Source organism: Chromohalobacter sp. 296-RDG, assembly GCF_029889885.1.
Lineage (GTDB): Bacteria > Pseudomonadota > Gammaproteobacteria > Pseudomonadales > Halomonadaceae > Chromohalobacter.
On record NZ_JARANY010000043.1, the window covers coordinates 1 to 21,576 of the forward strand.

Sequence of the window (21,576 nt, forward strand, 5' to 3'; positions counted from 1 at the left end):
CAGGTCACCGCCTTGTCCAGCTTGGCGCAGGAGACCGAGCGCTTCAAAAGCCAGCGAGGCAGCCAGAACGTGCGGCGCCCTACCAGCAACTGCCCCGCCACCAGCAGGACCCATATCGCCATCAACGTGGGAACGCCGGGGATATCTCCCACCAACGGCAGCAGCGTGATCACCCCCGGCACCAGCAGTAATGAGCCAAACGACCCCTGCCCCACCGCCATCAGCATGTCGTCAAGCTGGACACGCTCATCGTCGCGACGGGGCGCCTGCCCGATCCGTTCGAGCAAATGATCCAACCCCGCGAGCTCCTGCTGCCTTTCCGCCATGCGTGCTCTCTCCTCCATGAGCCAAGCTTGCAGCGTAGCAAGACATGCACACTCTGCCGAGAAGAAGGAGCGTCTACGTCGTCTCCGGCATCAATTGCTTGCGATGCAGCGTATTGCCGGCGGCATCCATCAGACTCACGGTCAACGCTTCGCTCTCGCCGTCGAGATCGACCTGGCCGAAGAATTGATAGCCCCACGACGGCGGCAGGTTCGACTCGCCTTCCGGCGGGGCTTTTTGAAAGACCACCTCGGGGCCGAAGGTCGTGTCCAGCTCGCCGGGCCCGAAGGTGCCGGCATGCAACGGGCCGCTGACGAATTCCCAGAAGGGCGTGAATTCCTGGAAGCTGGCCCGTTCGGGTGAATAGTGATGCGCCGCCGTGTAGTGGACGTCCGCGGTCAGCCATACCACGTTTTTGATCTTGTCATCGCGGATCGCCCGCAAGAGCCTGGCAATTTCGAGTTCGCGTCCCAATGGCCCGCCCGCGTCGCCATTGGCGATGGCTTCATACGCGTCGCCATCGCTGACCACCAGGCCGATGGGCATGTCCGAGGCGATGATCTTCCATGTCGCCGTGGACGCCTTCAGCGAGCGGTGTAGCCAGTCGAACTGATCCTCCCCCAGAAAGGCCGTCTGGGCGGAGCTCTCGGCCTGTCGATTGCGGCTGTTGGCACCGCGGTAGGTGCGCATATCGAGCATGAAAATTTCCAGCGACGGCCCATACGCAAACCGACGATGAATACGTCCAGGCGATGTCGGCTCCTGGCGCAGCGGCGTGTGCTCGAGAAAGGCCTGGCGGCCACGAGCTGCCAGTAGCGAGGCGTTCTTTTCCGTGTAGCGCTCATCCTCGAGCCACTCGCCGGGATACCAGTTGTTGGTCGTCTCATGATCGTCCCATTGCGCGAGCATGGGCACTTCGGCATTGAAGCGACGCAGGTTGGTATCCAGAAGATTGTAAGTATGTTGGCCGCGATACTCGTCCAGTGTTTCCGCCACCTTGCGCTTGGCCGGGGTAACCAGATTGCACCAAGTCTCACCGTTAGCCAGCGCCACGCTTTCTTCTAGGGGGCCGTCGGCATAGACGGTATCGCCGGAGTGAATGAAGAAATCAGGGTGTTGTCGGCGCATGGTGTCGTAGATCGTCATGCCGCCACGCGATTCATCGATGCCCCAGCCTTGCCCGACCGTATCGCCGGACCACACGAAGCGCACATCGCGCGCCTGGGACGGCGGCAAGCGTAAACGGCCCTCGACCGGCTCGCTCAAGGCACGCGGATCATCCAACGCGGCGAAGCGTACGCGATAATGCAACGTCTCGATGTCACCGAGCCCCGCGACGTCCAACTTGCCGACCAAGCCATCGCTCGGCAGTACCTCGGGGCCCCGCACCTGGCGGGCACCACGAAACGCGGGATTGTCGGCCAGTTCGATGAACATCCGCGCGGGGCGATCACTGCGCGACCAGAGCATAGTCCGATCGCTCAGCATGTCTCCGCTCATTACCCCCGAGGTCACTTGCGGGCGACGTGACTCGGCCAGCACGATCGACGGTGCCACCGCCGTCGTACCTAACGCCACGCCAGCCTTGACGCTCCATCCCAATACATCACGGCGGGAATATCGCATCGCCAACTCTCCACTGAGCCCATGATTCACTCAGCATCTCAAGAACGCATGACGATGACATGGCAACCGCATGACGATTGAGTGGCACGACACCTCAGGTCGCACCAGTGCTGCGATGCTCAGGCTTCCAATCGCTGCAGGGCGTAATCGGCAATCGCCGTATCCTGCACGCCGGTACCGGTAAGATCGCATACGGTGATGCTGGCACCAGAAAGGCGTAGCGTCAGTTTCCGATCGATCACCTGGCCGAGCTCGAAGACTTTGAACGGAACGTTGGCCGCCGTGCCGACGGACTTGACGAAGGCCTTGAGCTCACCGTTGTGCTCGCTTTGCGCGCGGGTATCGCAGACGAAGGCATCGGCACGCGTCATCACGCTATCGTCGAGCTCGCGCTTGTCCGGACTATCGGAGCCCATCGCCGTGACATGTACGCCCTCGGGGAGATCGGCAGCCTCGAGAATCGGTGTCGTCGAGGGCGTCGCAGTGACGATGATATCCGCCTCACGACACGTCGCGTGGACATCGTCATGAACGTTGACCGTCAGGTCGCGCTGGCGCAGCCGTTCGGCATAGGACTCGGCAGCCTCGCGCCGACGCGCCCAGACATCGACGGTCTCGATGTCTCGCACCAGACGCAGGGCATCGATCTGCAATTCAGCCTGTTCTCCTGCCCCCAGCACCGCCACGCGACGGCTGTTGTCACGCGCCAGGTACTTGGCGGAAAGCGCTCCCGCGAGTGCCGTGCGCACCGCCGTCAGGTAGCCTTCGTCGAAGAGCACGGCATCCACCAGCCCAGTATGGGCCGAGAACATCATCATTAGCCCGCTGAGGCTGGGCAGCCCCTGCTTGGGATTGTCGAAAAACCCTGAGCTCACCTTGATGGCGAAGCGCTCGAAACCGCGAATGTGCGCGGTTTTGACGTCGACCTCGCCATTGGCTTCCTCGATGGCCATCGACAGAATCGGCGGCTGCACGGCCTCACCACGCCCCAGGGCCGCGAATCCCGCTTCGATGACGGTCAAGGCATCCATATCCAGCTGAACGGCGGCTTCGATAGCTTCGCGTTGATGGAGCTGCATGACGTCCTCCAGACGCAAGAGAGAAGAATGAAGAAGGGAAGTAAAAAGTAGGGAGGCGTATCAGGCTCCCGCCAACGCCCGGGCGCGGTCAAACGTTTCCAGCGCCACGCCATTGCCGGAAACGATCAATGCCACGCGCTGCCCGCGAATGTCGAGGTCATGTTCGTCGAGCGCTGCCAACCCCACGGCCGCCGCGCCTTCGACCAGCATTTTCTCGGTGTCGAGCAAGTCGATCATGGCGCGGGCGATAGCGGGTTCCGAGACCTGGTAATGGTCATCCATCACCTCGCGCACCAGCGCGAAGGTGCAGCGATTATCGAGGCCGATGCCGCCGCCCAGCGAATCGCCGAGACTCTCGACCTCCGCCACGTTGACTGGATGCCCGGCCTGGAGGCTTTCCCACATCGCCGCGCCTTGGGAGAGGCTGATGCCGGTCACCTGCGTCGCCGGGCGAATCGCCTTCACCGCTGCGCCAATGCCGCCCAACAAGCCGCCGCCGGAAAGTCCGATGAGGACTCGGTCGAGCGCAGGCTGATCCTCCATCAACTCGAGTCCGATGGTGCCCTGCCCACTCACGATCAACGAGTCGTCGAAAGGCGGGATCGCCGTCATGCCCGAGGTTACCAGACGCTCGACCTCGTCGAAGGCGTCGTCCTGGCTCTCCCCGACTCGCCGCACCTCGGCACCCAGGGCCTCGATGGCTGCGGCCTTGTTGTCGGGCACCAGCCGCGACAGACAGATGACGGCGGGGATCCCCAACTGGTACGCAGCGTGGGCCACGGCCCGGCCATGATTACCCGTCGAGGCCGTGGTCACGCCGTGCGCCAACGCTTCGCGTCCGTCGCGTTCGATCAACGCGGCGATCATGTTGGTCGCACCGCGCAACTTGAACGCCCCCGTGGGCTGGCTGGTTTCCAGCTTGAGGAACACGTCGGCTTCGAAGCGCCGCGACAACACCTGCGAACGCACCAATGGCGTACGCGCGACCTGCCCTTGCAGGCGGGCGCGCGCGGCATAGATCGAGGCGAGATTAATGGCGGACTGGGCATCGGACATACGACCTCCCATCGAGGTATCGGACGCTCTCGGGATGTCAGGCGAGGTAAACGACAACGCCGTGGAAGCGAACGCCTCCACAGCGAGGATGGCGGGATCCATTCAGGCCTTCAAGTCTCCCGAACGAGACAACTCGTCGGTCACCTTATCGACGGCATGCTTGGCACGCGAGACGATGTCGTCGACTTCATCGCGAGTCGTCACCAACGGCGGTGCGAAACCGAGAATGTCACCTTGCGGCATGGCACGTGCGATCAGGTTTTCGCTCAACGCGGCGGCACTCACGCGCGGGCCGATCTTGAGGGCGGGATCGAAAAACGCTCGACGAGCCGGATCCGGCGAAAATTCCAGCGCCGCCAGCATGCCCACACCACGTACGTTCCCCACCAGTGGATGCCCGCCGAATGTCTGCTGCATTTGCTGCTGCAGATAAGCGCCGGTCTCGGCGGCGTTGGCGGTCAATCCTTCGCGCTCGATGATAGCCAGATTGGCAAGCCCTGCCGCACAACCCAGCGCATGGCCCGAATAGGTCCAGCCGTGGCCGATGGGGCCGTATTCACCGGCGCCCTGCTCCAGCACCTGCCACACGCGATCGCCGACGATGACCCCAGACAATGGCTGATAGGCACTGGTGAGGCCCTTGGCGATGGTGATCAGATCAGGCTTGATGGCATAGTGATGGCTGCCGAAATCGGTGCCGATGCGTCCGAAACCGCACACCACTTCATCGGCGATCAGCAGCACATCATACTTGTTCAGGACCGCCTGAATCGCCTCCCAATAGCCCTCGGGCGGCGGCACGATACCACCGGTGCCCAGCACAGGCTCGCCGATGAAGGCCGCCACGGTGTCCGGGCCTTCGGCGAGGATCATCTCCTCTAGCTTGGCCGCGCAATGCTGGGAAAACTCGCGCTCGCTCATGCCCTCCTGTTCGGCAGCTCGATGGTGATAGTACGGCGCCTCGGTATGCAGAATACCGTCGATGGGCAGGTCGAAATGATCGTGAAACGCCTTGAGCCCGGTCAACGAGCCCGAAGCGATGCCCGAGCCATGGTACCCGCGCTGCCGCGAGATCACTTTCTTCTTCTGCGGCAGGCCACGCACGTTGTTGTAATAGCGCACGATCTTGAGCTGCGTCTCATTGGTATCAGAGCCGGACATGCCGTAGTAAACCTTGGACATGCCCGGCCCGGCCAGCTCGAGGATCTTCTCGGAAAGCTGTATCTGCGGCTCGTTCGAATGGCCGACATAGGTGTGATAGTACGCCAGCTCCAGCGCCTGGTGATGGATCGCCTCGGCGACTTCAGTGCGGCCATAACCGATATTGACGCAATAAAGGCCGGCGAAACCGTCGATGAACTCGCGGCCGTCCTTGTCAACGATATTGATGCCCTGACCACCGGTGATAACCCGCCCCGGCGCATCGCCATGCGCGAAATCGCGCAAATGCGTGGACGCATGGAAAGTAACCTGGCGATCGCGATCGATCAGGTCCTGATGCTGACTCATATCATTCTCCCATCACTGTCTCGGCTCACGCCGATAAAACCTAACGTCAAACACGACTTATTAAGCCACGAGCACTTTTTTCGCTCGTGGCTCGTGGGCAGGAACCTAGCTCCCGGAGACAGAGCCCATGGCCCCCAGACAATAAAACTTGGTCTCCAGATACTCTTCGATGCCGGCGGTGCCGCCTTCGCGGCCGAGGCCGGATTGCTTGACGCCACCGAAGGGTACTGGCGGACCGGTCATCTTCACCGAGTTGATCGCCACCATGCCGTACTCCAGGGCACGCAGGAGCTTCCAGATACGGCGAATGTCGTGGGTATAGACATAGGCCGCCAGGCCGTACTCGGTATCGTTGGCCAGTTTGATGACCTCATCGTCATCCTTGTAGGCGGTCACTCCCGCCACCGGCGAGAAGCTCTCCTCGCGCCAGGCCTTCATGTAGGGCGTCACGCCAGTGAGCAACGTGGGCATGAAGAAATTAGGCCCCGGCGCCATGGACTGATCGCCATGCACCAGCGTCGCGCCGCGCGACATGGCGTCATCGACGATGCTCGACGCTTTCTCCACCGCCTGCTGATGAATCAGTGGCCCGATATCGATATTGGTCACCAAGCCGTTGCCGACCTTGAGCGTTTCCATGCAAGCGACGAACTGCTCGACGAACTCGTCATGGATCGACTCGTGCACCAGGATCCGGTTGGCGGCCAGGCAATCTTGCCCGCCAGTCTGAAACTTGGCGGCGACTGCAGCACGCGCGGCCTCGGCGGGGTCCATGTCAGGGCCGACGATGAACGGCGCATTGCCACCCAGTTCCAGCGAGACACGCTTGACGCTATTGGCAGACTGCTCCAGCAACAGCCGCCCGACGCGCGTGGAGCCGGTGAACGACAACGCCTTGACGCGTTCTTCTTCGCACAACAGCTTGGACACCTCGGCGGGTTCGCCCAGCACCACATTGAAAACCCCGGCAGGAATCTCGGCGCGTTCGGCGAGTTCCGCCAGCGCCAGGGCCGAGAACGGCGTCTCGCCGGCCGGCTTGACAATGACCGTGCAGCCGGCGGCCAGCGCGGCACCGGCCTTGCGCGTAATCATCGCTAGCGGAAAGTTCCAGGGCGTGATCAATGCCGCCACCCCCACCGGCTCCTTGAGCGAACCCAGGGCGGCGTTGGGGATGTGACTGGGAATGGTCTGTCCGAAGGTGCGCTTGCCCTCCTCGGCGAACCACTTGATGAAGCTGGCACCGTATTCGATCTCGCCGCGTGAATCGGGTAGCGGCTTGCCTTGCTCGCGCGTCATGATGACCGCCAGATCTTCACGGTGCTCGATCAGCAGGTTATACCACGCCTGAAGACGCTCGGCACGCTCATCGGCACGCAACGCTCGCCACTGGGCGAAGGCAGTATCTGCGGCATCCACTGCCTCCCGTAATTGCGGAGCCTCGAGCCAGGGAATGTGGCCCAGCACCTCGCCCGTGGCGGGATCGACGACCGCTTCTTCGCGACCGGCGTCGCCGTGTGTCCATTTACCCTCGATATAAGCGTACTGGCGCAATAGACGCGGGTCGTTGAGTTTCATGCGCTACTTCTCCCGAAAACGAACCGGGCCTGGGTCGACTAACATCTGGCCCGGATAGGTCGTGGCGGATGACGTTCATCCAATGCCTACAGGATAAAGCAGCGCAAGGCGGAAGAGTTTTTGTCTGGAGGGGGGATCGACACCGGTTTTTTTCGAGTCACGCGCTGGTAAGGGCTTTTTTTTCTGCGCGCCCTTTTCCTACGTCCCACCGCCGCAAGCAAGGGCAGCGGCGGGCGTGAAGCGCTTAGATATCGTGACGCGGCAGTAAATGCAGCTTGCGCAGGCGCGCATGGGCGTCCAGATATTCCTCGGCGGGTACCGCACGGTAAACGTTTTCACGGGCGACATGCTTCACCAGTACGCGGCGCTCACCGGCGGAACAACTCGCCCCTTTGCCATGCAGAGTCACGACCACGTCCGAGTCGTTTTCCAGCGCCGCCTGGCAGCGCCCTTCATTGTCGCTGGCCTCGCGCACGATGACGGTTTCTCCCAGAAGCCAGCGCGGAGAAGCCCGACGTGAATGGTGGAAACGCCGAGCCAGGGCATGACACGCGGCGACACTCGGCGATGACGCCAGCGCGAACGCTGCCCAGATAGCCAGAAAGCCCAGCGGCAAACGCACCAACCCTAGCGGCAGCCATTGCAGTACCAAACTCAATGCGAATGCGATGGGCGTGGCGGTGACGATCAAGGCACTCAGCGCGAATGACGCCGGCACACCTGCAAAGCCCAGGGAAATCAAGGTACTGGCGAGATGGTCGTCACGCAGGCTGTCATGGTCGAAACATGAGACGCGTATGACGCGCAGCCCGACCAGCAACCAGTAGACTGCCACCAGTACCAGCAAACCGAGGAAAAAGACGAAAGGAAACCCCAATGCAGTCTGGATGAAGAGTTCCATGACGGCACCTCCCGGGCGATCCCGTTGAGTTGAGCGGCGTGCCCCCTAGATGTAGGAGGGGCGTTAAAGGCGTCGTCCGAATGTTTTATGTAATACCAGCTTATGTGGCGACGCTTATGTAGTATTTAACAGTATAGCGCCGCGACACCGGCCATGCGTCTCAACTTTGGTCGTACGGCACGTATTGCCAGCGCATCAGACAATCCGCTGACTCAGCTCCAGGCGTACCGCGACCGCCTTGGAGGTGGGTGTATCGGTACCCACACCGACGCTTTCCAAGGGTACCAACGCATTGGTTTCAGGATAGTAAGCGGCGGCGCAGCCTTCGGGGGTCTCGTAGGCGACGATCCTGAATGCCGGGGCGCGACGAGGCGCACCCTCGTGATCGAGCCCTACCAGATCGACCCACTGGTCGCTTGCGAGCCCCAGTCGTGTGAGGTCTGCGGGATTGACGAACACCACCCGCCGCTGGCCCTTGACGCCTCGGTAACGGTCGTCGTAACCGTAAACGGTGGTGTTGTACTGATCGTGGCTGCGCAGCGTCTGCAGTGTCAGCCAGCCGTCATCGCGGCGTGCGTGCAGGCGTTGGTGCATCACCGCCTCGGGCAGCGGCGAGGCACAGAACGTGGCCCGACCGGATGACGTATTGAAGCGGCGTTGACTGGCGACGTTCTCCAGCCAGAAGCCTCCTGCCTGCTGCAGACGCGCATTGAAGTTCCCGAAACCGGGAATGACTGCCTCGATCTCGTCGCGAATGCGGTCGTAATCGGCCACCATCGCGGCCCAATCGACCACGTCCGTGTCGACCCCTCGATGCGGCAGTACCCGCGCCAACGTGGCCTCGGCGATCCCTGCAATGATCGCCGGCTCTGAGCGTAGCCACTCGGAAGCCGGCGCATGAATACCGGCACTGCCGTGGACCATCGACATCGAGTCTTCGACGCTGACCTGCTGAGATGCGCCCGCCTCGCCTTGACGATCGATCTCGGTGCGGCCCAGGCACGGCAGGATCAACGCATCACCACCGGTGATCAGGTGGCTACGGTTGAGCTTGGTGCTGATCTGAACATTGAGTCCCAGGCGTCGGAAGGCACGCTCGGTGCGTTGGCTATCCGGCGTGGCCCGGGTGAAGTTGCCTCCCAGGCCAATGAAGACATCGGCCTCGCCCAGTTCCAGCGCGCGAATGGCACCCACGGTGTTGAGACCCGGCGTGCGCGGCATGGTTACGCCGCTTGTTTCACCATAACGAGCCTCCAGAGCATCGATCAGCCGCGTGGGCGCCTTCTCGTCGATGCCCATGGTGCGGTCACCCTGCACGTTGGAGTGACCGCGTACCGGACACGGCCCCGCGCCGGGGCGCCCGATGTGGCCCCCCAACAACAGCAGGTTGACCAACTCGCGAACGGTGTCCACCGAATGCTCATGCTGGGTAATGCCCATCGCCCAGGTGATGATCATGCGCTCGGCACGGGCAACGATGTCGGCCACCTCCTCGATCTGAGTGCGCGGCAGGCCGGCCTGATCCTCGATATCCACCCACGGCGTGGCCTCGACCTGAGCCCGCCATTGCTCATAGCCGGCGGTGTGCGACTCGATGAAGGCACGATCCGGCGTGAAGTGCCCTCCGGCCTCGAGCGCGAACAAGGCCTTGGCAATCCCGCGTGCCGCCGCCATGTCGCCGCCCATCTTGGGTTGATAATAATGCGAGGAAATACGATGACTACCCTGGGTCAGCATCTCGCGTTTGTTCTGAGGATCGGCGAAACGCTCCAGACCACGCTCCTTGAGCGGATTGAAGCTGACGATACGCGCCCCTCGCTCCGCCGCACGCCGCAAGTCACCGAGCATCCGGGGATGATTGGTGCCGGGATTCTGACCGAAGACAAGGATGGTATCAGCGTGCTCGAAATCCTCCAGTTGAACGGTGCCCTTCCCCACACCGAGACTAGCCTGCATGCCCACGCCACTCGCCTCATGGCACATGTTCGAGCAATCGGGGAAATTGTTGGTGCCGTAGAGGCGCACGAATAACTGATACAGATACGCCGCTTCGTTGCTGGCGCGTCCCGAGGTATAGAACAGCGCCCGGTCGGGATCGGGTAACGCCGCCAAGTGTTCGGCGATCAGCGCGAAGGCAGACTCCCAGTCGATGGGAACATAGCGGTCACTGGCCGCATCGTAACGCATGGGTTCGGTGAGCCGGCCCTGGTCCTCGAGGCGAAAATCATCCCAACCACGCAGCTCGCTCAGCGTATGGCGCTCGAAGAAACGCCGCGTGACGCGCTTCTTGGTGCTTTCCCAGGCCACCGCCTTGACGCCATTTTCGCAGAACTCGAACGACGAACCGTGCAATGGATCGCCCCACGCGCAGCCCGGGCAATCGAAGCCATGCGGCTGGTTGGTGGACAGCAATGCCCGCGCGCCTTTGAGCGGCGCCTGGCTACGCTTGAGGTGACGCCCCACGCTTTGCATCGCGCCCCAGCCACCGGCCGGACCGGTGTAGGATTCGATGCTCGGGGCTTGGGTCAGGGTCGTGTCCGCCTCGGGGAGACGCTCCCCGACCTCGTTTGCCGGATTCGACTCGCGGTCGTCGGGTAACGGAGTCTGTTGATGGGAAGCCATGGCACCCTCGATGACGTAGTGGGTGAAAAATAGAGGAAAAATGACGCAATGAACGTGGTGAATACCCGGGAAACGGAGCGTGCAGAACTCGCAGGCTATGCCGCGCCACTCAGGCGTTCGAGATGCCGACCGCGATGACAACAGATCAAGTTGAGGTCGCAGGCACGTGCAATTTCCACTGCCAGGGCCGAGGGCAACGACAAAGTGGCCAGGGTGGCGATACCGGCACGCACGGTCTTCTGCACCAGCTCCATGCTACAGCGACTGGAAAGCAACACCGCCGCCGGCATTTCGCCCTGTCCCAATCCTTCGCCGATGACTCGGTCCAAGGCGTTGTGGCGTCCGATATCCACGCCGCGTGACAATACCCCGCCATCGCTATCGAGGGCCAGCGCCATATGCAATCCGGCACGTGCGTGGCGCTGTAGACTCTCCACACCGCGCATCAAGGCCTCGGGTGCCAGGGGCGTGCACGCCGGCAAACGCCTCAGCCCCTGCATCAACTGCGACTCCTCGGCCACCCCGCAGGCACCGCAGCTCGACACCGAGGCCCCGGCGCGTTGCAAACCAGCGGCGCGCGCTTCAGTCTGCGACGAAACCGCCAGCCGCACCAGCAGGCCGTGACGCAGCCGCGATAGCTGAATGTCCTCGACCTGCTCGGCGCGCTCGATCCAGCCCGCTGTGAAAGCATGTCCCAGCGCCAGGGATTCGAGAACCTCTGGCGTCGCCAGCAAGGTCACCATGGCGGTATCGTTGAGCGACAGGGTCAGCGGCTGTTCCTGCGGGCCATCGAGCGTCCGCAAGGGCCGGTCGCGCTGGTCGTCATAGTGAGCGGCAGCGGAAAATGAATGCGGTGTCACCACTTCTGACGGCATGTAAATATCCCATTGCGAAAATGAGGCCACAGAGTATTACTACCCTAGCACCCAGACGACATCAATCAATGGCCATAGACGACGCCTGACGTGCTACGAAGCGTCGTCGTTCAATTCCAACGGTGGCGCTGTGCGTTTCACGGTCTTGGTGACGATATAGGTGAAGTAGCGTTCGATCCCCAGGCCATCCATCAGCCAGGCATCGATCGTGCGCTGATAGGCATCGATAGAGTCGGTTTCGAACTTGACCAGGTAGTCGACACCGCCACCCACCGCGACGCACTCGGTCACCTCCGGCGTCTCGGCGACGGCTTTCTCGAAACGCGCGAAACTCGCCGCCTGATGATTCGCAAGCTCGATCTGCACCCAGACCGGCGTACGCTTGACCACCAGAGACGGATTGAGGCGGGCGCCATAGCCTTCGATGACGCCGGCTTTTTCCAGGCGTCGCACGCGCTCCCAGCAGGGACTGACCGAAAGGTTGATCGCCTCGGCCAGTTTCGACTTGGTGATGCGCCCGTCGCGCGCCAGGATATCGAGAATCTTGAGGTCGTAGCGGTCGAGTTTCATGTGATGTGGCGACCCATCTTCAACGCTCGAGACTATCGACGACTTCTGCGATCACCGCAATCGTATCGCCCATGTTCACCTGCGCCGGGAAGCGCCGCGCCACCAGCACGCCATCGCGCTGGGCATGGTAGACGACCGGCTCGCTACCGGTGCGCGTCATATCATAGATCCGTGCGATCACATCACCGCGCCGCACGCTCTCGCCCAAGGAAAATACCAGCTCCAGCAGACCATTATGCTCGCTCTGTACGTAGCAGGACGCATCGGGCATATCCACGTACACCTGTGGCTCGGCGGGCGTTTCCAGTGTGCCGTCGATTAGCCCGTAGTGAATCAGGAAGTTGCGTACGCCGCGTTCGGCGATGGCCATGCGCTCCGGTGTCGTCGTGCCGCCGCCGCCCAACTCGGTGGTCACGAAGGTCTTGCCCTGAGATTCCACGGCGGTGTCGTAGAGCTTGGTGGCGTCGAGTTCGAACATCATCATCGCCACCGGCGCACCAAAGGAAACCGCGCCAGCAAGGCTTTGCGCTTCCTGGGTACGATCGTCGAGGCGGTGCGCCGCAGCGAAGGGCAGGATATCCAGCGTGCGGCCGCCGGAATGCAGATCCAGCGCCACGTCGCACATCGGCACCAGTTCACGCGTGAAGTAATCGGCGATCTGCTCGGTGACACCGCCATCCGGGTCGCCAGGAAAACTACGATTGAGATTGCCGCCATCCAGCCCCGAGGTGCGCTTGCCAGCAGTGGCGGCGGGCACGTTCATGATCGGCACGATGATGACGCGGCCGCGTACGTCTTCGGCGCGCAGCGTATTACTGAGTTTGAGAAGCGCCGTGATGCCTTCGTATTCATCACCGTGGTTGCCAGCAGTGAGCAGCGCCGTGGGTCCCGCGCCGTTGTTGATCACGGTCACCGGAATCATCACCGCGCCCCAGGCCGACTCATCGGTGGAGATCGGCAGTTTGAAAAAGCCGTGCTGAATGCCGTCGGCCTCGAAATCGACCGTAGGTGACACCGGGCTGGGTCGCTTGCTCATGTCATTTTCTCCTCGTCTCGCATCCCACGGCTCAGCACACGAACAACTGGCGTGGAAAGTTGGCCAGTGTCTCGCAACCAGTTTCGGTAATCAGAATGCTTTCGGTGATCTCCAGGCCCCAGTCGTCTTCCCAGAGGCCCGGCATGAAATGAAACGTCATCCCCGGCTCGAGAATGGTGTCATCGGAGGGACGCAGACTCACATTGCGCTCGCCCCAATCCGGCGGGTAACTGATGCCGATGGAATAGCCGCAGCGCGCCCCGCCACGGTCGAAGCCATACTTGTCCATCGCCGTACCCAGCGCCATGGCGATATCGGCGGCACGATTACCTGGCTTGGCCACCGCCAGACCGTTGTCGATACCCTCGAGCAATGCCGACTCGGCGCGCAGGAACTGGCGCGGCGGCGTGCCCAGGAACACAGTACGCGACAACGGCGCGTGATAGCGACGATACACACCGGCGATTTCGAAGAAGGTACCCTCGCCCTTGCGAAACGGGGTGTCATCCCAGGTCAGGTGCGGCGCAGCGGCATCCGCACCGGTCGGCAACATGGGCACGATGGCCGGATAGTCGCCACCGAAGACACGCCCTTGCGGATCGGCCCAGCCCTCGATGCCCACGCGGTAGATCTCGGACACCACCTTGCTCTTGGGCACCCCCGGCTGAATGACCTCGAGGATACGCGAATGCATGCCCTCGACAATCCGCGCCGCAATGCGCATGTACTCGATTTCCTGCGGCGACTTGATTATCCGGCACCAGTTGACCAGCGAATTGGCATCTGCGAAACGTGCATGCGGTAACTGGTGTATGAGACTCACATACGCCTTGGCGGAAAAGTAGTAGTTATCCATCTCCATGCCGATGGTCCCCTCGTGCCAGCCACGATCCGGGAGGATCGACTGCGCCAGGTACTCCATGGGATGCATATCGGGATTTTGAACGTAATAATCCGGGTAATAGGTAATGTTCTCCGGATGGATCCAGCAGGTACGTAGCGCCCCGTTGGCATCCATGCGGCGCCCATACCAGACCGGCTCGCCTTCCAAGCCGAGTAACACGCACTGATGCACATAAAAGGACCAACCATCGTACCCCGTCAACCACGCCATGTTGGATGGATCGCTGACGATCAGAACGTCGATCCCTCGATGGGCCATGGCCGAACGCACCTTGTGCAGACGGCTGGCGTATTCCTCACGAGTGAAAGGCAGGGAAACCTCAGACATGGCACCACTCGCCCGATAGAATTGCTCATCCCTGATCTCCCGGACGGGAGGCAGGACCCTGCATTCGATGAAATAAATCGTACTGACACAAGGAAGGAAGAAATCAGTACAATTGTCGATCAATGCGTTGTCAGCGATACTAGCATTCACGCGCTGCTTGCCGTCAAAGGCTTTATTGTGTCATGACAATTGACCTGAAACCCTATCTACCGGCCCATGGGCCCAAGTATCTGGCCATCGCCCGAGCACTCGCCGAGGCCATTCACCAGGGCGAGCTCACGCCCGGTACGCGCCTGCCGCCACACCGCTGCCTTGCAGAGACATTGGCGGTGAGCGTGCAAACCGTCTCGCGTGCCTACGCCCAGGCGGAAAAGATGGGCCTGGTGCAAGCCCGCGTGGGTAGCGGCACCTGGATCAACAGTCTCGACGACGGCCAGGAGGCCGAGTACCTACGCAGCGCCAACATGGCCATGGACGTCTCCCCAGTGGATCTTTCCATTGCCCACCCGATCTGCCCACCCGGGCATCATCTACGCTTTCGCGAAACGCTTCGCGACGTAGCGGACAGCGCACATCCCGATGTCATCGATGCCTGCCGCCCCATCGCGGGACTGCACCACCAGCGCGAGCGCGCCAGCCAATGGCTACACGACACGCTCGGCGTGCCCGGCACGCCCGACGACCGAGTGCTGTGCAATGGCGCCGCCCACGGTGTGATGTTGGCCATCGCCACGCTGGTGCAGCATGGCGATGTGGTGTTGACCGAGGCGCTCACTGACCACGGCTTGATCGCTTTGTCACGCACGCTGGGCTTGCAACTGCGCGGTGTAGCCATCGACGAACAAGGAGTGATTCCCGACGCCCTCGACGCCGCATGCCAGCGTTACAGACCGCGTGCCGTGTGCCTGACGCCCACGCAGCTCAACCCCACCGGCGCGACCATGGACAACACACGGCGCGATGCCGTGGCCGAGGTGCTGGCACGACACGGTACCTGGTTGATCGAGGACGACGTGCACGCCCTGCTCGAGCCCCCCGGATTGAGCCCGCTGACCGCGCGTCTACCGCGCCAGAGCTTTCATATCACCAGCCTGACCAGGGCCACCGTTTCGGGCCTGCGCGCCGGTTATCTCAGCGTGCCGCGCGGACAGCTGCACCACACCCTGCCCCGACTGCGCGCCACCAGTTGGATGGCTACGCCGCTGGTCTTCGAGATCGCCGACCGTTGGCTGGCCGATGGTACCGTCGACGCCCTGGCCAACGAGCAGCGGCATCTGCTTGCCGAGCGCCAGCAGCTGACCCGCACACGCCTCGCGGGCCACGCCATGACCGCGCGTCCTACGGGCATGCATATCTGGCTGGCCCTGCCCGGGGCATGGCGCGCAGAGGAACTGCAGCAACAGGCACTGCAAGAGGGCTTGGCAATTTCTACGGCGCAGTCGTTCATGGTCGATCAGGGCCCTGCACCCCGGCGTATTCGCTTGAGCCTGGGTGGCGAAAACGATCTCGAACGCTTCGATCAGGGATTGACGATTCTCGGGCGTTTGCTCGGCGAGGCACCGCCACCGATGCTACAAATCGTATAGCGCGATAGGCGCGCATCAACGACGCCTCTCATTCATCATCCACGACTACCCCATGAGGACTTCATGCGCATTTTGATCCATGCCGACGACGCCGCGCTCTGGAAAGACAGGCTCGCTTCGCGTTTACCCTCGGCGGAGTTCGCCATCAGTGACGAAACGAGCGATTTCCAGGCTGACTATCTCGCGGCATGGAAACCACCGGCATCGCTCTTCGAGGCCCAGCCAGCGCTGAAGGGCATCGTCAATCTCGGCGCTGGCGTGGATGCGTTGCTCAACAACCCCGCACTTCCCCGGGACATCCCCATCGTCAAGCTGCGCGATGCCGGAATGGGCGAGCTGATTGCCGACTACGTACGCTATGGCGTGCTGCATTTTCAGCGCGACTTCGACCGCTACCGTCGCCAGCAGCATCACACCACCTGGCGCGAACACGCGCTCACGCCCAAGCGCGAATGGAGCATCGGCATTCTCGGGCTGGGTGCCATCGGCCGCCATGTGGCCCGCCAGCTCGCCGCCGACGGCTACCCAGTGCACGGCTGGAGTCGCTCGCCCAAGGCCTTCAAGGGCATCACTTGCCATCACGGCGATGATGGCCTCCAGACCCTGCTCGGCAAGGTCCACAGCCTGGTCACGCTGCTCCCGGATACGCCTTCCACACGCGGCATCATCGACCGCGACGCCCTGGCCGCGTTACCCGACGGCGCCAGCCTCATCAACCCCGGACGCGGTACGCTGATAGACGAGGCCGCATTACTCGAAGCGCTGGGTACCGGCGAGGACGAAAACGGCCGACTGCGTGGCGCCTTGCTCGATGCCTTTCCCACGGAGCCACTGCCCGACGATAGTCCGCTGTGGCAGCATCCACGCCTATGGATTACCCCGCACATGGCCGGCCCGACCCCCATCGACGAAGCCGCCGACCAGGTCGCCAAGGCCCTCACCGCCATGCAGGCCGGGGAAGCCATCGACACCGTCGACCCCAATGCCGGCTATTGAACCGCCCGCGCCTTGGCATCGGCTGCCTCGGTCATGGAAACGCGCATCCCGTCGGCGTCGAAGACATGGCAATACGCCGGTGAAAACGTGAGTGACAAACGCTGCCCCTCGCGGGCGGCGTGCGCGCCGTCCAGGCGCACCACCAACCATTCCTCGAGCCCAGGCAAACGTGTGTAGGCCAACATATCCGCCCCCAGCGGTTCGAGCATCTCGATCGTCACCTCCAGGATCACGCCTGCATTCTGCGTAGATGTCGCCTCGAGAAGATGTTCCGGGCGAATGCCAAGGGTCGCCGCCCGTCCTTCGGGTATGTCCACAGGCAGCGCCAACGGTGTGCCATTGGGCAGCACCACCCCTCCCTGGTGGATCGTCACGGGCAGGAAATTCATCGCCGGCGAACCGAGAAAACTGGCCACGAAGCGTGTCGCCGGCTCTGCGTAGAGCGCCATCGGCGTTCCACATTGCTCGACATGCCCGCCGTTCATCACGACCAGACGGTCCGCCAGGGTCATCGCCTCGACCTGATCGTGCGTGACGTAGACCGAGGTGATTCCAAGTCGCTTCTGAAGATGCCGGATTTCCAGACGCATCTGCACGCGCAGCTTGGCATCGAGGTTGGAAAGCGGCTCGTCAAAGAGAAAGACTTGCGGCTCACGCACGATCGCCCGCCCCATCGCGACACGCTGACGCTGTCCGCCGGATAGCTGCCTCGGACGCCGCTCGAGTAACTCGCCGAGACCCAGCAGCTCGGCGGTCGCCGCCACGCGACGACGGATCTCGTCCTTGGGAACGCCACGATTTTTCAGGGCATAGCCCATGTTCCCGGCCACGCTCATGTGCGGGTAGAGCGCATAGTTCTGGAAGACCATGGCGATATCGCGTTCGGCAGGCTCCAGCTCGTTGACGCGCCGACCGTTGATCGTAAGCTCGCCATCGCTGATCGACTCCAACCCCGCCAACGTCCTCAGCAAGGTCGACTTGCCACATCCCGAAGGCCCGACGATGACGATCAACTCCCCCTCGGTCACCGACAGATCGATCCCATGCAGGGCGATAAAACCATTGGGGTAGCGCTTCTTGAGGCGCGTCAAATGCAGGATAGCCATAGGTCGTTATCTCATTGATTCTGTTCGAATTCACGCTAGTCGCTAATTCACGTTAGTCGCTATAGTGCCGCCTTACTTTTCGGCGTCGACCAGCCCTTTGACGAAGTAGCGCTGTAGAAGCAGGATCACCAGGACAGGAGGGCCCATGGCGAGTATTGCCGTCGCCGTGACATCCTGCCAAGGGACCAAAGCGTCCCCCGTAGTCAGCATGCGCTTGAGACTAACCACCACGGTCATGTAATTGGCATCGGTAGTGATCAGCAGCGGCCATAGATACTGATTCCAGCCATAAATGAACATGATCACGAACAGTGCCGCGAGATTGGTCTTCGACAGTGGCAACAAAATGTCCTTCAAGAAACGCCAGGGGCCCGCGCCATCGATACGCGCAGCTTCAACCAGCTCGGGGGGAATCGTCAGATAGAATTGACGCAGGAGAAACGTTGCCGTCGCACTGGCGATCAACGGCAGGATCAACCCCGAATAGCTATCGAGCATATGAAGGTTCGCGACCACTTCGTAGGTCGGCAGAATACGCACCTCTACCGGCAACATCAGCGTGATGAAAATCAGCCAGAAACATAAGCGACGAAAAGGAAAGCGAAAGAATACGATGGCATAAGCCGCCAACACGGAAATCACGATCTTGCCCACGGCAATGCCGGTCGCCATTACCAATGAGTTGAATAGAAGTCGGAGCATTCCGGTCTTCAAACCATTGACCGGCTCGCTTAACAATTGCGCATAATTGTCCAGGCCAACATCGCCCACCCATAGAGGCGCAATATGCGTGTAAAGATCGCTCATCGAGTGCGTGCTTGCCGTAAAGGCCAGCCACACCGGCAGGAAGAACAGGCCACACCCTGCCGCCAGCAATAGATGGCTGACCAGATCCAGCCCTAGGCGTTGATAGCGCATCAGTACTGTACTCGACGTTCGACGAAACGAAATTGAATGAATGTCAGCCCTCCCACCAGCATCATCAACAACACTGATTGAGCTGCGCTAGTACCGAGATTCTGACCCACGAAACCATCCTGATAGATCTTGTAGACTAGCGTCGTCGTCGCACTCCCCGGTCCACCCGAGGTCACGGTATCGATGGTTCCGAACGTCTCGAAGAAGGCATAAATGCTGTTCATGACCAGCAAGAAGAAACTCGTTGGTGACAACAGCGGAAAGACAATGGTCCAAAAACGACGCATGGGATTGGCACCGTCAATGGCCGCTGCTTCCAACAAACTCTTGGGAATCGCTTGCAACCCGGCCAAGAAGAATACGAAGTTGTAACTCATCTGCTTCCATACGGATGCCAGGATAACCAACAACAACGCTTGACCACCGTCGAGGTTGTGATTCCACTCGATACCCAGGCGTTCCAACAGGGCAGTTACCAACCCTAGCGAGGGATCGAATAGAAAAAGCCATAACACTCCCGCCACCGCCGGTGCCACTGCATAAGGCCAGATCAGAAACGTCTTATAGGTACTCGCACCCTTGATAACGCGATCGGCAAGCACCGCCAAAAATAGAGCAATGCTCATAGCACCTAGCGCCACCGACAACGAGAACACGACCGTGGTCCATATGACGCTGTAGTAATCCGGATTACTGAGCACAGCAATAAAGTTGGACAGGCCAGCAAATTGCTGCGACAGACCGAAAGCATCCTCGATATAGAACGCCTGCTGTACCGCCTGCCATGCCGGCCAGAAAAAGAACACACTCACGATGATCAACTGTGGTGCCAGCAGCAACCAGGGCGTGAGAGGAGAGCGTTGAAAGTAGGCCATGCGATATCTCCATGACACACCCGCCCGCTACCGGCACTAACCGGTGACGGACGGGGGTGACCAGCGAATCAGCTATTGGCGTCCTGGAATTCATCCAGTAGGGCATTACCCTCTTCGACTGCTCGGTCGAGACCTGCCTGCACACCGACTTCGCCAGCGAAGATCTTCTCCAACGCACCATTAATGACGTCCCGGATCTGCACCATGTTGCCCAGTCGCAGCCCCTTGGAATTCTCGGTAGGTGCAGAGCCGGTCATCTGCTGGATCGCCACCTCGGTACCTGGATTATTGGCATAGAAGCCTTGCTCACGGGTCAGCTCGGCGGCCGCCTCGGTGATCGGCAGATACCCGGTGAACTGGTGCCAGTCGGCCTGCACCTCGGGCGTGGAAAGGTACTCGAAGAATGCGGCGATGCCCTTCTTCTGGGCCGCTGTGGCGCCGTTGAGTACCCACAGCGAGGCCCCGCCGATGATGGTATTGTTGGGCGTGTCGATCACGTCGGCGTCATAAGGCAGTGGTGCGACACCGAAATCAAAGCTGGCATTCTCACTTACCCCGGCGTAGGAGGCAGAAGAAGCCATCATCATGGCGCACTCGCCAGAATAAAACTTGGGAGCAGCCTCATCCTTGCGACCACCGAACTCGAAGCGCTCGTCTTGCTGCCATTTCCTGAGACGCTGAACATGGTCGACCACGGCGGTTTGGTTGAATTTCAGCCGCGCATCCAACCCTTCGAAACCGTTCGCTTGGCTAGCAAAGGGAATGTCGTTGCGTGCCGAGTAATTCTCGAGCATCACCCAGGATGGCCAAGTGGTGGTCAGACCGCATTCTGCTGCACCGGAATCGACCACCTTTTCGAGCACCTTGCCTAGCCCCTGCCATGTATCGGGCAACTCATCGATCCCGGCCTTTTCCAGAATATCCCGATTGACATAAGTAACCGGCGTAGAGGAGTTGAAAGGCATGGACAGCATGCGTCCTTCGGGATCGGTATAGTATCCCGTCACTGCTGGTAAATAGGCGTTCGGGTCAAAATCGACATTGGCATTCGCCATCAACTGGTAAACCGGCACGATGGCGCCTTTGGCACTCATCATGGTCGCAGTACCCACCTCGTAGATCTGCACGATCTCCGGCGCCTTGCCCGCTCGGAAGGCGGCGATCGCCGAGGTCATGGTTTCGGTATAGTTACCCTTGAAGACTGGACTGACGACATATTCATCCTGGCTGGCATTGAAACTGGCCGCGATCTGGTCGACCTTATCGCCCAGTGCGCCCCCCATGGCATGCCACCAGGTAATCTCGGTATTGGCCTGAGCGCTACTCGCGCAGGCTCCCAAGGCCAGCGTGATGCCAAGAGAAGAAAGCAGGAAAGCACGTTGCATGAAAAGCTCCTTGTCCAGTACAGGGGATCGACGCCACTTGCGCCAGACTAGGCCAGGAATCTTTCAATTAAATGACGTCAGATCATCGACGCCATCCCGCTAACGTGCGTGAAGCAAAAAAAGACCCGCCAAACGGCGGGTCGGAAGAACAGCATCAGCTGTCGAGAGAGAAACGGTTGCCTGCTTGATAGCAAGTCGTCCTGATAAAGCGTTAGTGATGAAAGCGTTCGGCGGCCTTGCGCGCCAGTTCGCGAATGCTGTCCCAGTCTTCGTTCTCGACCAGATCGCTGGGCGTCAGCCATGAGC

General features: G+C 61.2%; 18 protein-coding genes and 1 pseudogene. 2 read left to right on the top strand and 17 right to left on the bottom strand.

Annotated elements, in window-relative coordinates; genetic code table 11:
• From OP495_RS13070 to doeA, 12 genes are all read right to left on the bottom strand, one after another.
• Positions 1-326 (bottom strand): exopolysaccharide biosynthesis protein (locus tag OP495_RS13070; RefSeq protein WP_280569824.1); only part of this gene is annotated, 326 nt, incomplete at its 3' end.
• A gap of 73 nt (positions 327-399) precedes the next feature.
• On the bottom strand, positions 400-1,950 hold the full coding sequence (locus OP495_RS13075) for an alkaline phosphatase D family protein (protein ID WP_280569826.1): 1,551 nt from the start codon (positions 1,948-1,950) through the stop codon (positions 400-402).
• Between the two features lie 119 nt (positions 1,951-2,069).
• On the bottom strand, positions 2,070-3,029 hold the full coding sequence (locus OP495_RS13080; RefSeq protein WP_280569828.1) for a cyclodeaminase: 960 nt from the start codon (positions 3,027-3,029) through the stop codon (positions 2,070-2,072).
• A 60-nt stretch (positions 3,030-3,089) separates the two neighbouring features.
• The gene (eutB, locus tag OP495_RS13085; protein ID WP_280569829.1) at positions 3,090-4,085 is read right to left on the bottom strand and encodes a hydroxyectoine utilization dehydratase EutB; all 996 of its coding nucleotides are present in this window, start codon (positions 4,083-4,085) and stop codon (positions 3,090-3,092) included.
• Positions 4,086-4,187: 102 nt separating this feature from the next.
• Positions 4,188-5,594, bottom strand: coding sequence for an aspartate aminotransferase family protein (locus tag OP495_RS13090; protein WP_280569831.1), 1,407 nt, complete (start codon positions 5,592-5,594; stop codon positions 4,188-4,190).
• A 105-nt stretch (positions 5,595-5,699) separates the two neighbouring features.
• A complete protein-coding gene (locus OP495_RS13095; RefSeq protein ID WP_280563304.1) occupies positions 5,700-7,169 on the bottom strand; it encodes an NAD-dependent succinate-semialdehyde dehydrogenase in 1,470 nt (489 codons plus the stop codon).
• Between the two features lie 244 nt (positions 7,170-7,413).
• Positions 7,414-8,070: a hypothetical protein gene (locus OP495_RS13100; RefSeq protein ID WP_280563305.1), complete on the bottom strand. Its 657-nt coding sequence runs from the start codon at positions 8,068-8,070 to the stop codon at positions 7,414-7,416.
• A gap of 195 nt (positions 8,071-8,265) precedes the next feature.
• Positions 8,266-10,692 (bottom strand): FdhF/YdeP family oxidoreductase, encoded by a 2,427-nt coding sequence (locus OP495_RS13105; RefSeq protein ID WP_280569834.1) that lies wholly within the window; start codon positions 10,690-10,692, stop codon positions 8,266-8,268.
• 95 nt (positions 10,693-10,787) lie between these two features.
• The gene (locus OP495_RS13110) at positions 10,788-11,567 is read right to left on the bottom strand and encodes a formate dehydrogenase accessory sulfurtransferase FdhD (RefSeq protein WP_280569837.1); all 780 of its coding nucleotides are present in this window, start codon (positions 11,565-11,567) and stop codon (positions 10,788-10,790) included.
• 93 nt (positions 11,568-11,660) lie between these two features.
• Positions 11,661-12,137 carry an Lrp/AsnC family transcriptional regulator gene (locus OP495_RS13115; protein WP_280563308.1) on the bottom strand — a complete coding sequence of 159 codons (477 nt, stop codon included), beginning with the start codon at positions 12,135-12,137 and terminating at the stop codon, positions 11,661-11,663.
• Positions 12,138-12,156: 19 nt separating this feature from the next.
• Positions 12,157-13,173, bottom strand: coding sequence for a N(2)-acetyl-L-2,4-diaminobutanoate deacetylase DoeB (doeB, locus tag OP495_RS13120; protein ID WP_280569839.1), 1,017 nt, complete (start codon positions 13,171-13,173; stop codon positions 12,157-12,159).
• Positions 13,174-13,204: 31 nt separating this feature from the next.
• Entirely contained in the window at positions 13,205-14,404 is a 1,200-nt protein-coding gene (gene doeA / locus OP495_RS13125) for an ectoine hydrolase DoeA (RefSeq protein WP_280563310.1), read from the bottom strand.
• Positions 14,405-14,586: 182 nt separating this feature from the next.
• Between doeA and OP495_RS13130 the strand changes: the two genes are divergently transcribed.
• Together OP495_RS13130 and OP495_RS13135 are read left to right on the top strand one after the other, a co-directional pair.
• Complete coding sequence (locus OP495_RS13130; RefSeq protein ID WP_280569841.1) at positions 14,587-15,990, top strand: PLP-dependent aminotransferase family protein; 1,404 nt, start codon at positions 14,587-14,589, stop codon at positions 15,988-15,990.
• 63 nt (positions 15,991-16,053) lie between these two features.
• Positions 16,054-16,986 (top strand): glyoxylate/hydroxypyruvate reductase A, encoded by a 933-nt coding sequence (locus tag OP495_RS13135; protein WP_280563312.1) that lies wholly within the window; start codon positions 16,054-16,056, stop codon positions 16,984-16,986.
• On the opposite strand, the gene ugpC is transcribed toward OP495_RS13135, so the two are convergent.
• The 5 genes and pseudogenes from ugpC to OP495_RS13160 form a co-directional block, all read right to left on the bottom strand.
• Complete coding sequence (gene ugpC, locus OP495_RS13140) at positions 16,980-18,092, bottom strand: sn-glycerol-3-phosphate ABC transporter ATP-binding protein UgpC (RefSeq protein WP_280569844.1); 1,113 nt, start codon at positions 18,090-18,092, stop codon at positions 16,980-16,982. The two genes, OP495_RS13135 and ugpC, sit on opposite strands and share 7 nt — an antisense overlap.
• Before the next feature lie 72 nt (positions 18,093-18,164).
• Entirely contained in the window at positions 18,165-19,010 is an 846-nt protein-coding gene (gene ugpE / locus OP495_RS13145) for a sn-glycerol-3-phosphate ABC transporter permease UgpE (protein ID WP_280563315.1), read from the bottom strand.
• Positions 19,010-19,885 carry a sn-glycerol-3-phosphate ABC transporter permease UgpA gene (gene ugpA / locus OP495_RS13150; protein ID WP_280563316.1) on the bottom strand — a complete coding sequence of 292 codons (876 nt, stop codon included), beginning with the start codon at positions 19,883-19,885 and terminating at the stop codon, positions 19,010-19,012. Before ugpA ends, ugpE begins: the two co-directional genes overlap by 1 nt.
• Before the next feature lie 68 nt (positions 19,886-19,953).
• Positions 19,954-21,270: a sn-glycerol-3-phosphate ABC transporter substrate-binding protein UgpB gene (ugpB, locus tag OP495_RS13155; protein WP_280569847.1), complete on the bottom strand. Its 1,317-nt coding sequence runs from the start codon at positions 21,268-21,270 to the stop codon at positions 19,954-19,956.
• Between the two features lie 211 nt (positions 21,271-21,481).
• Positions 21,482-21,576: pseudogene (locus OP495_RS13160) on the bottom strand (keto-deoxy-phosphogluconate aldolase); the annotation flags it as partial.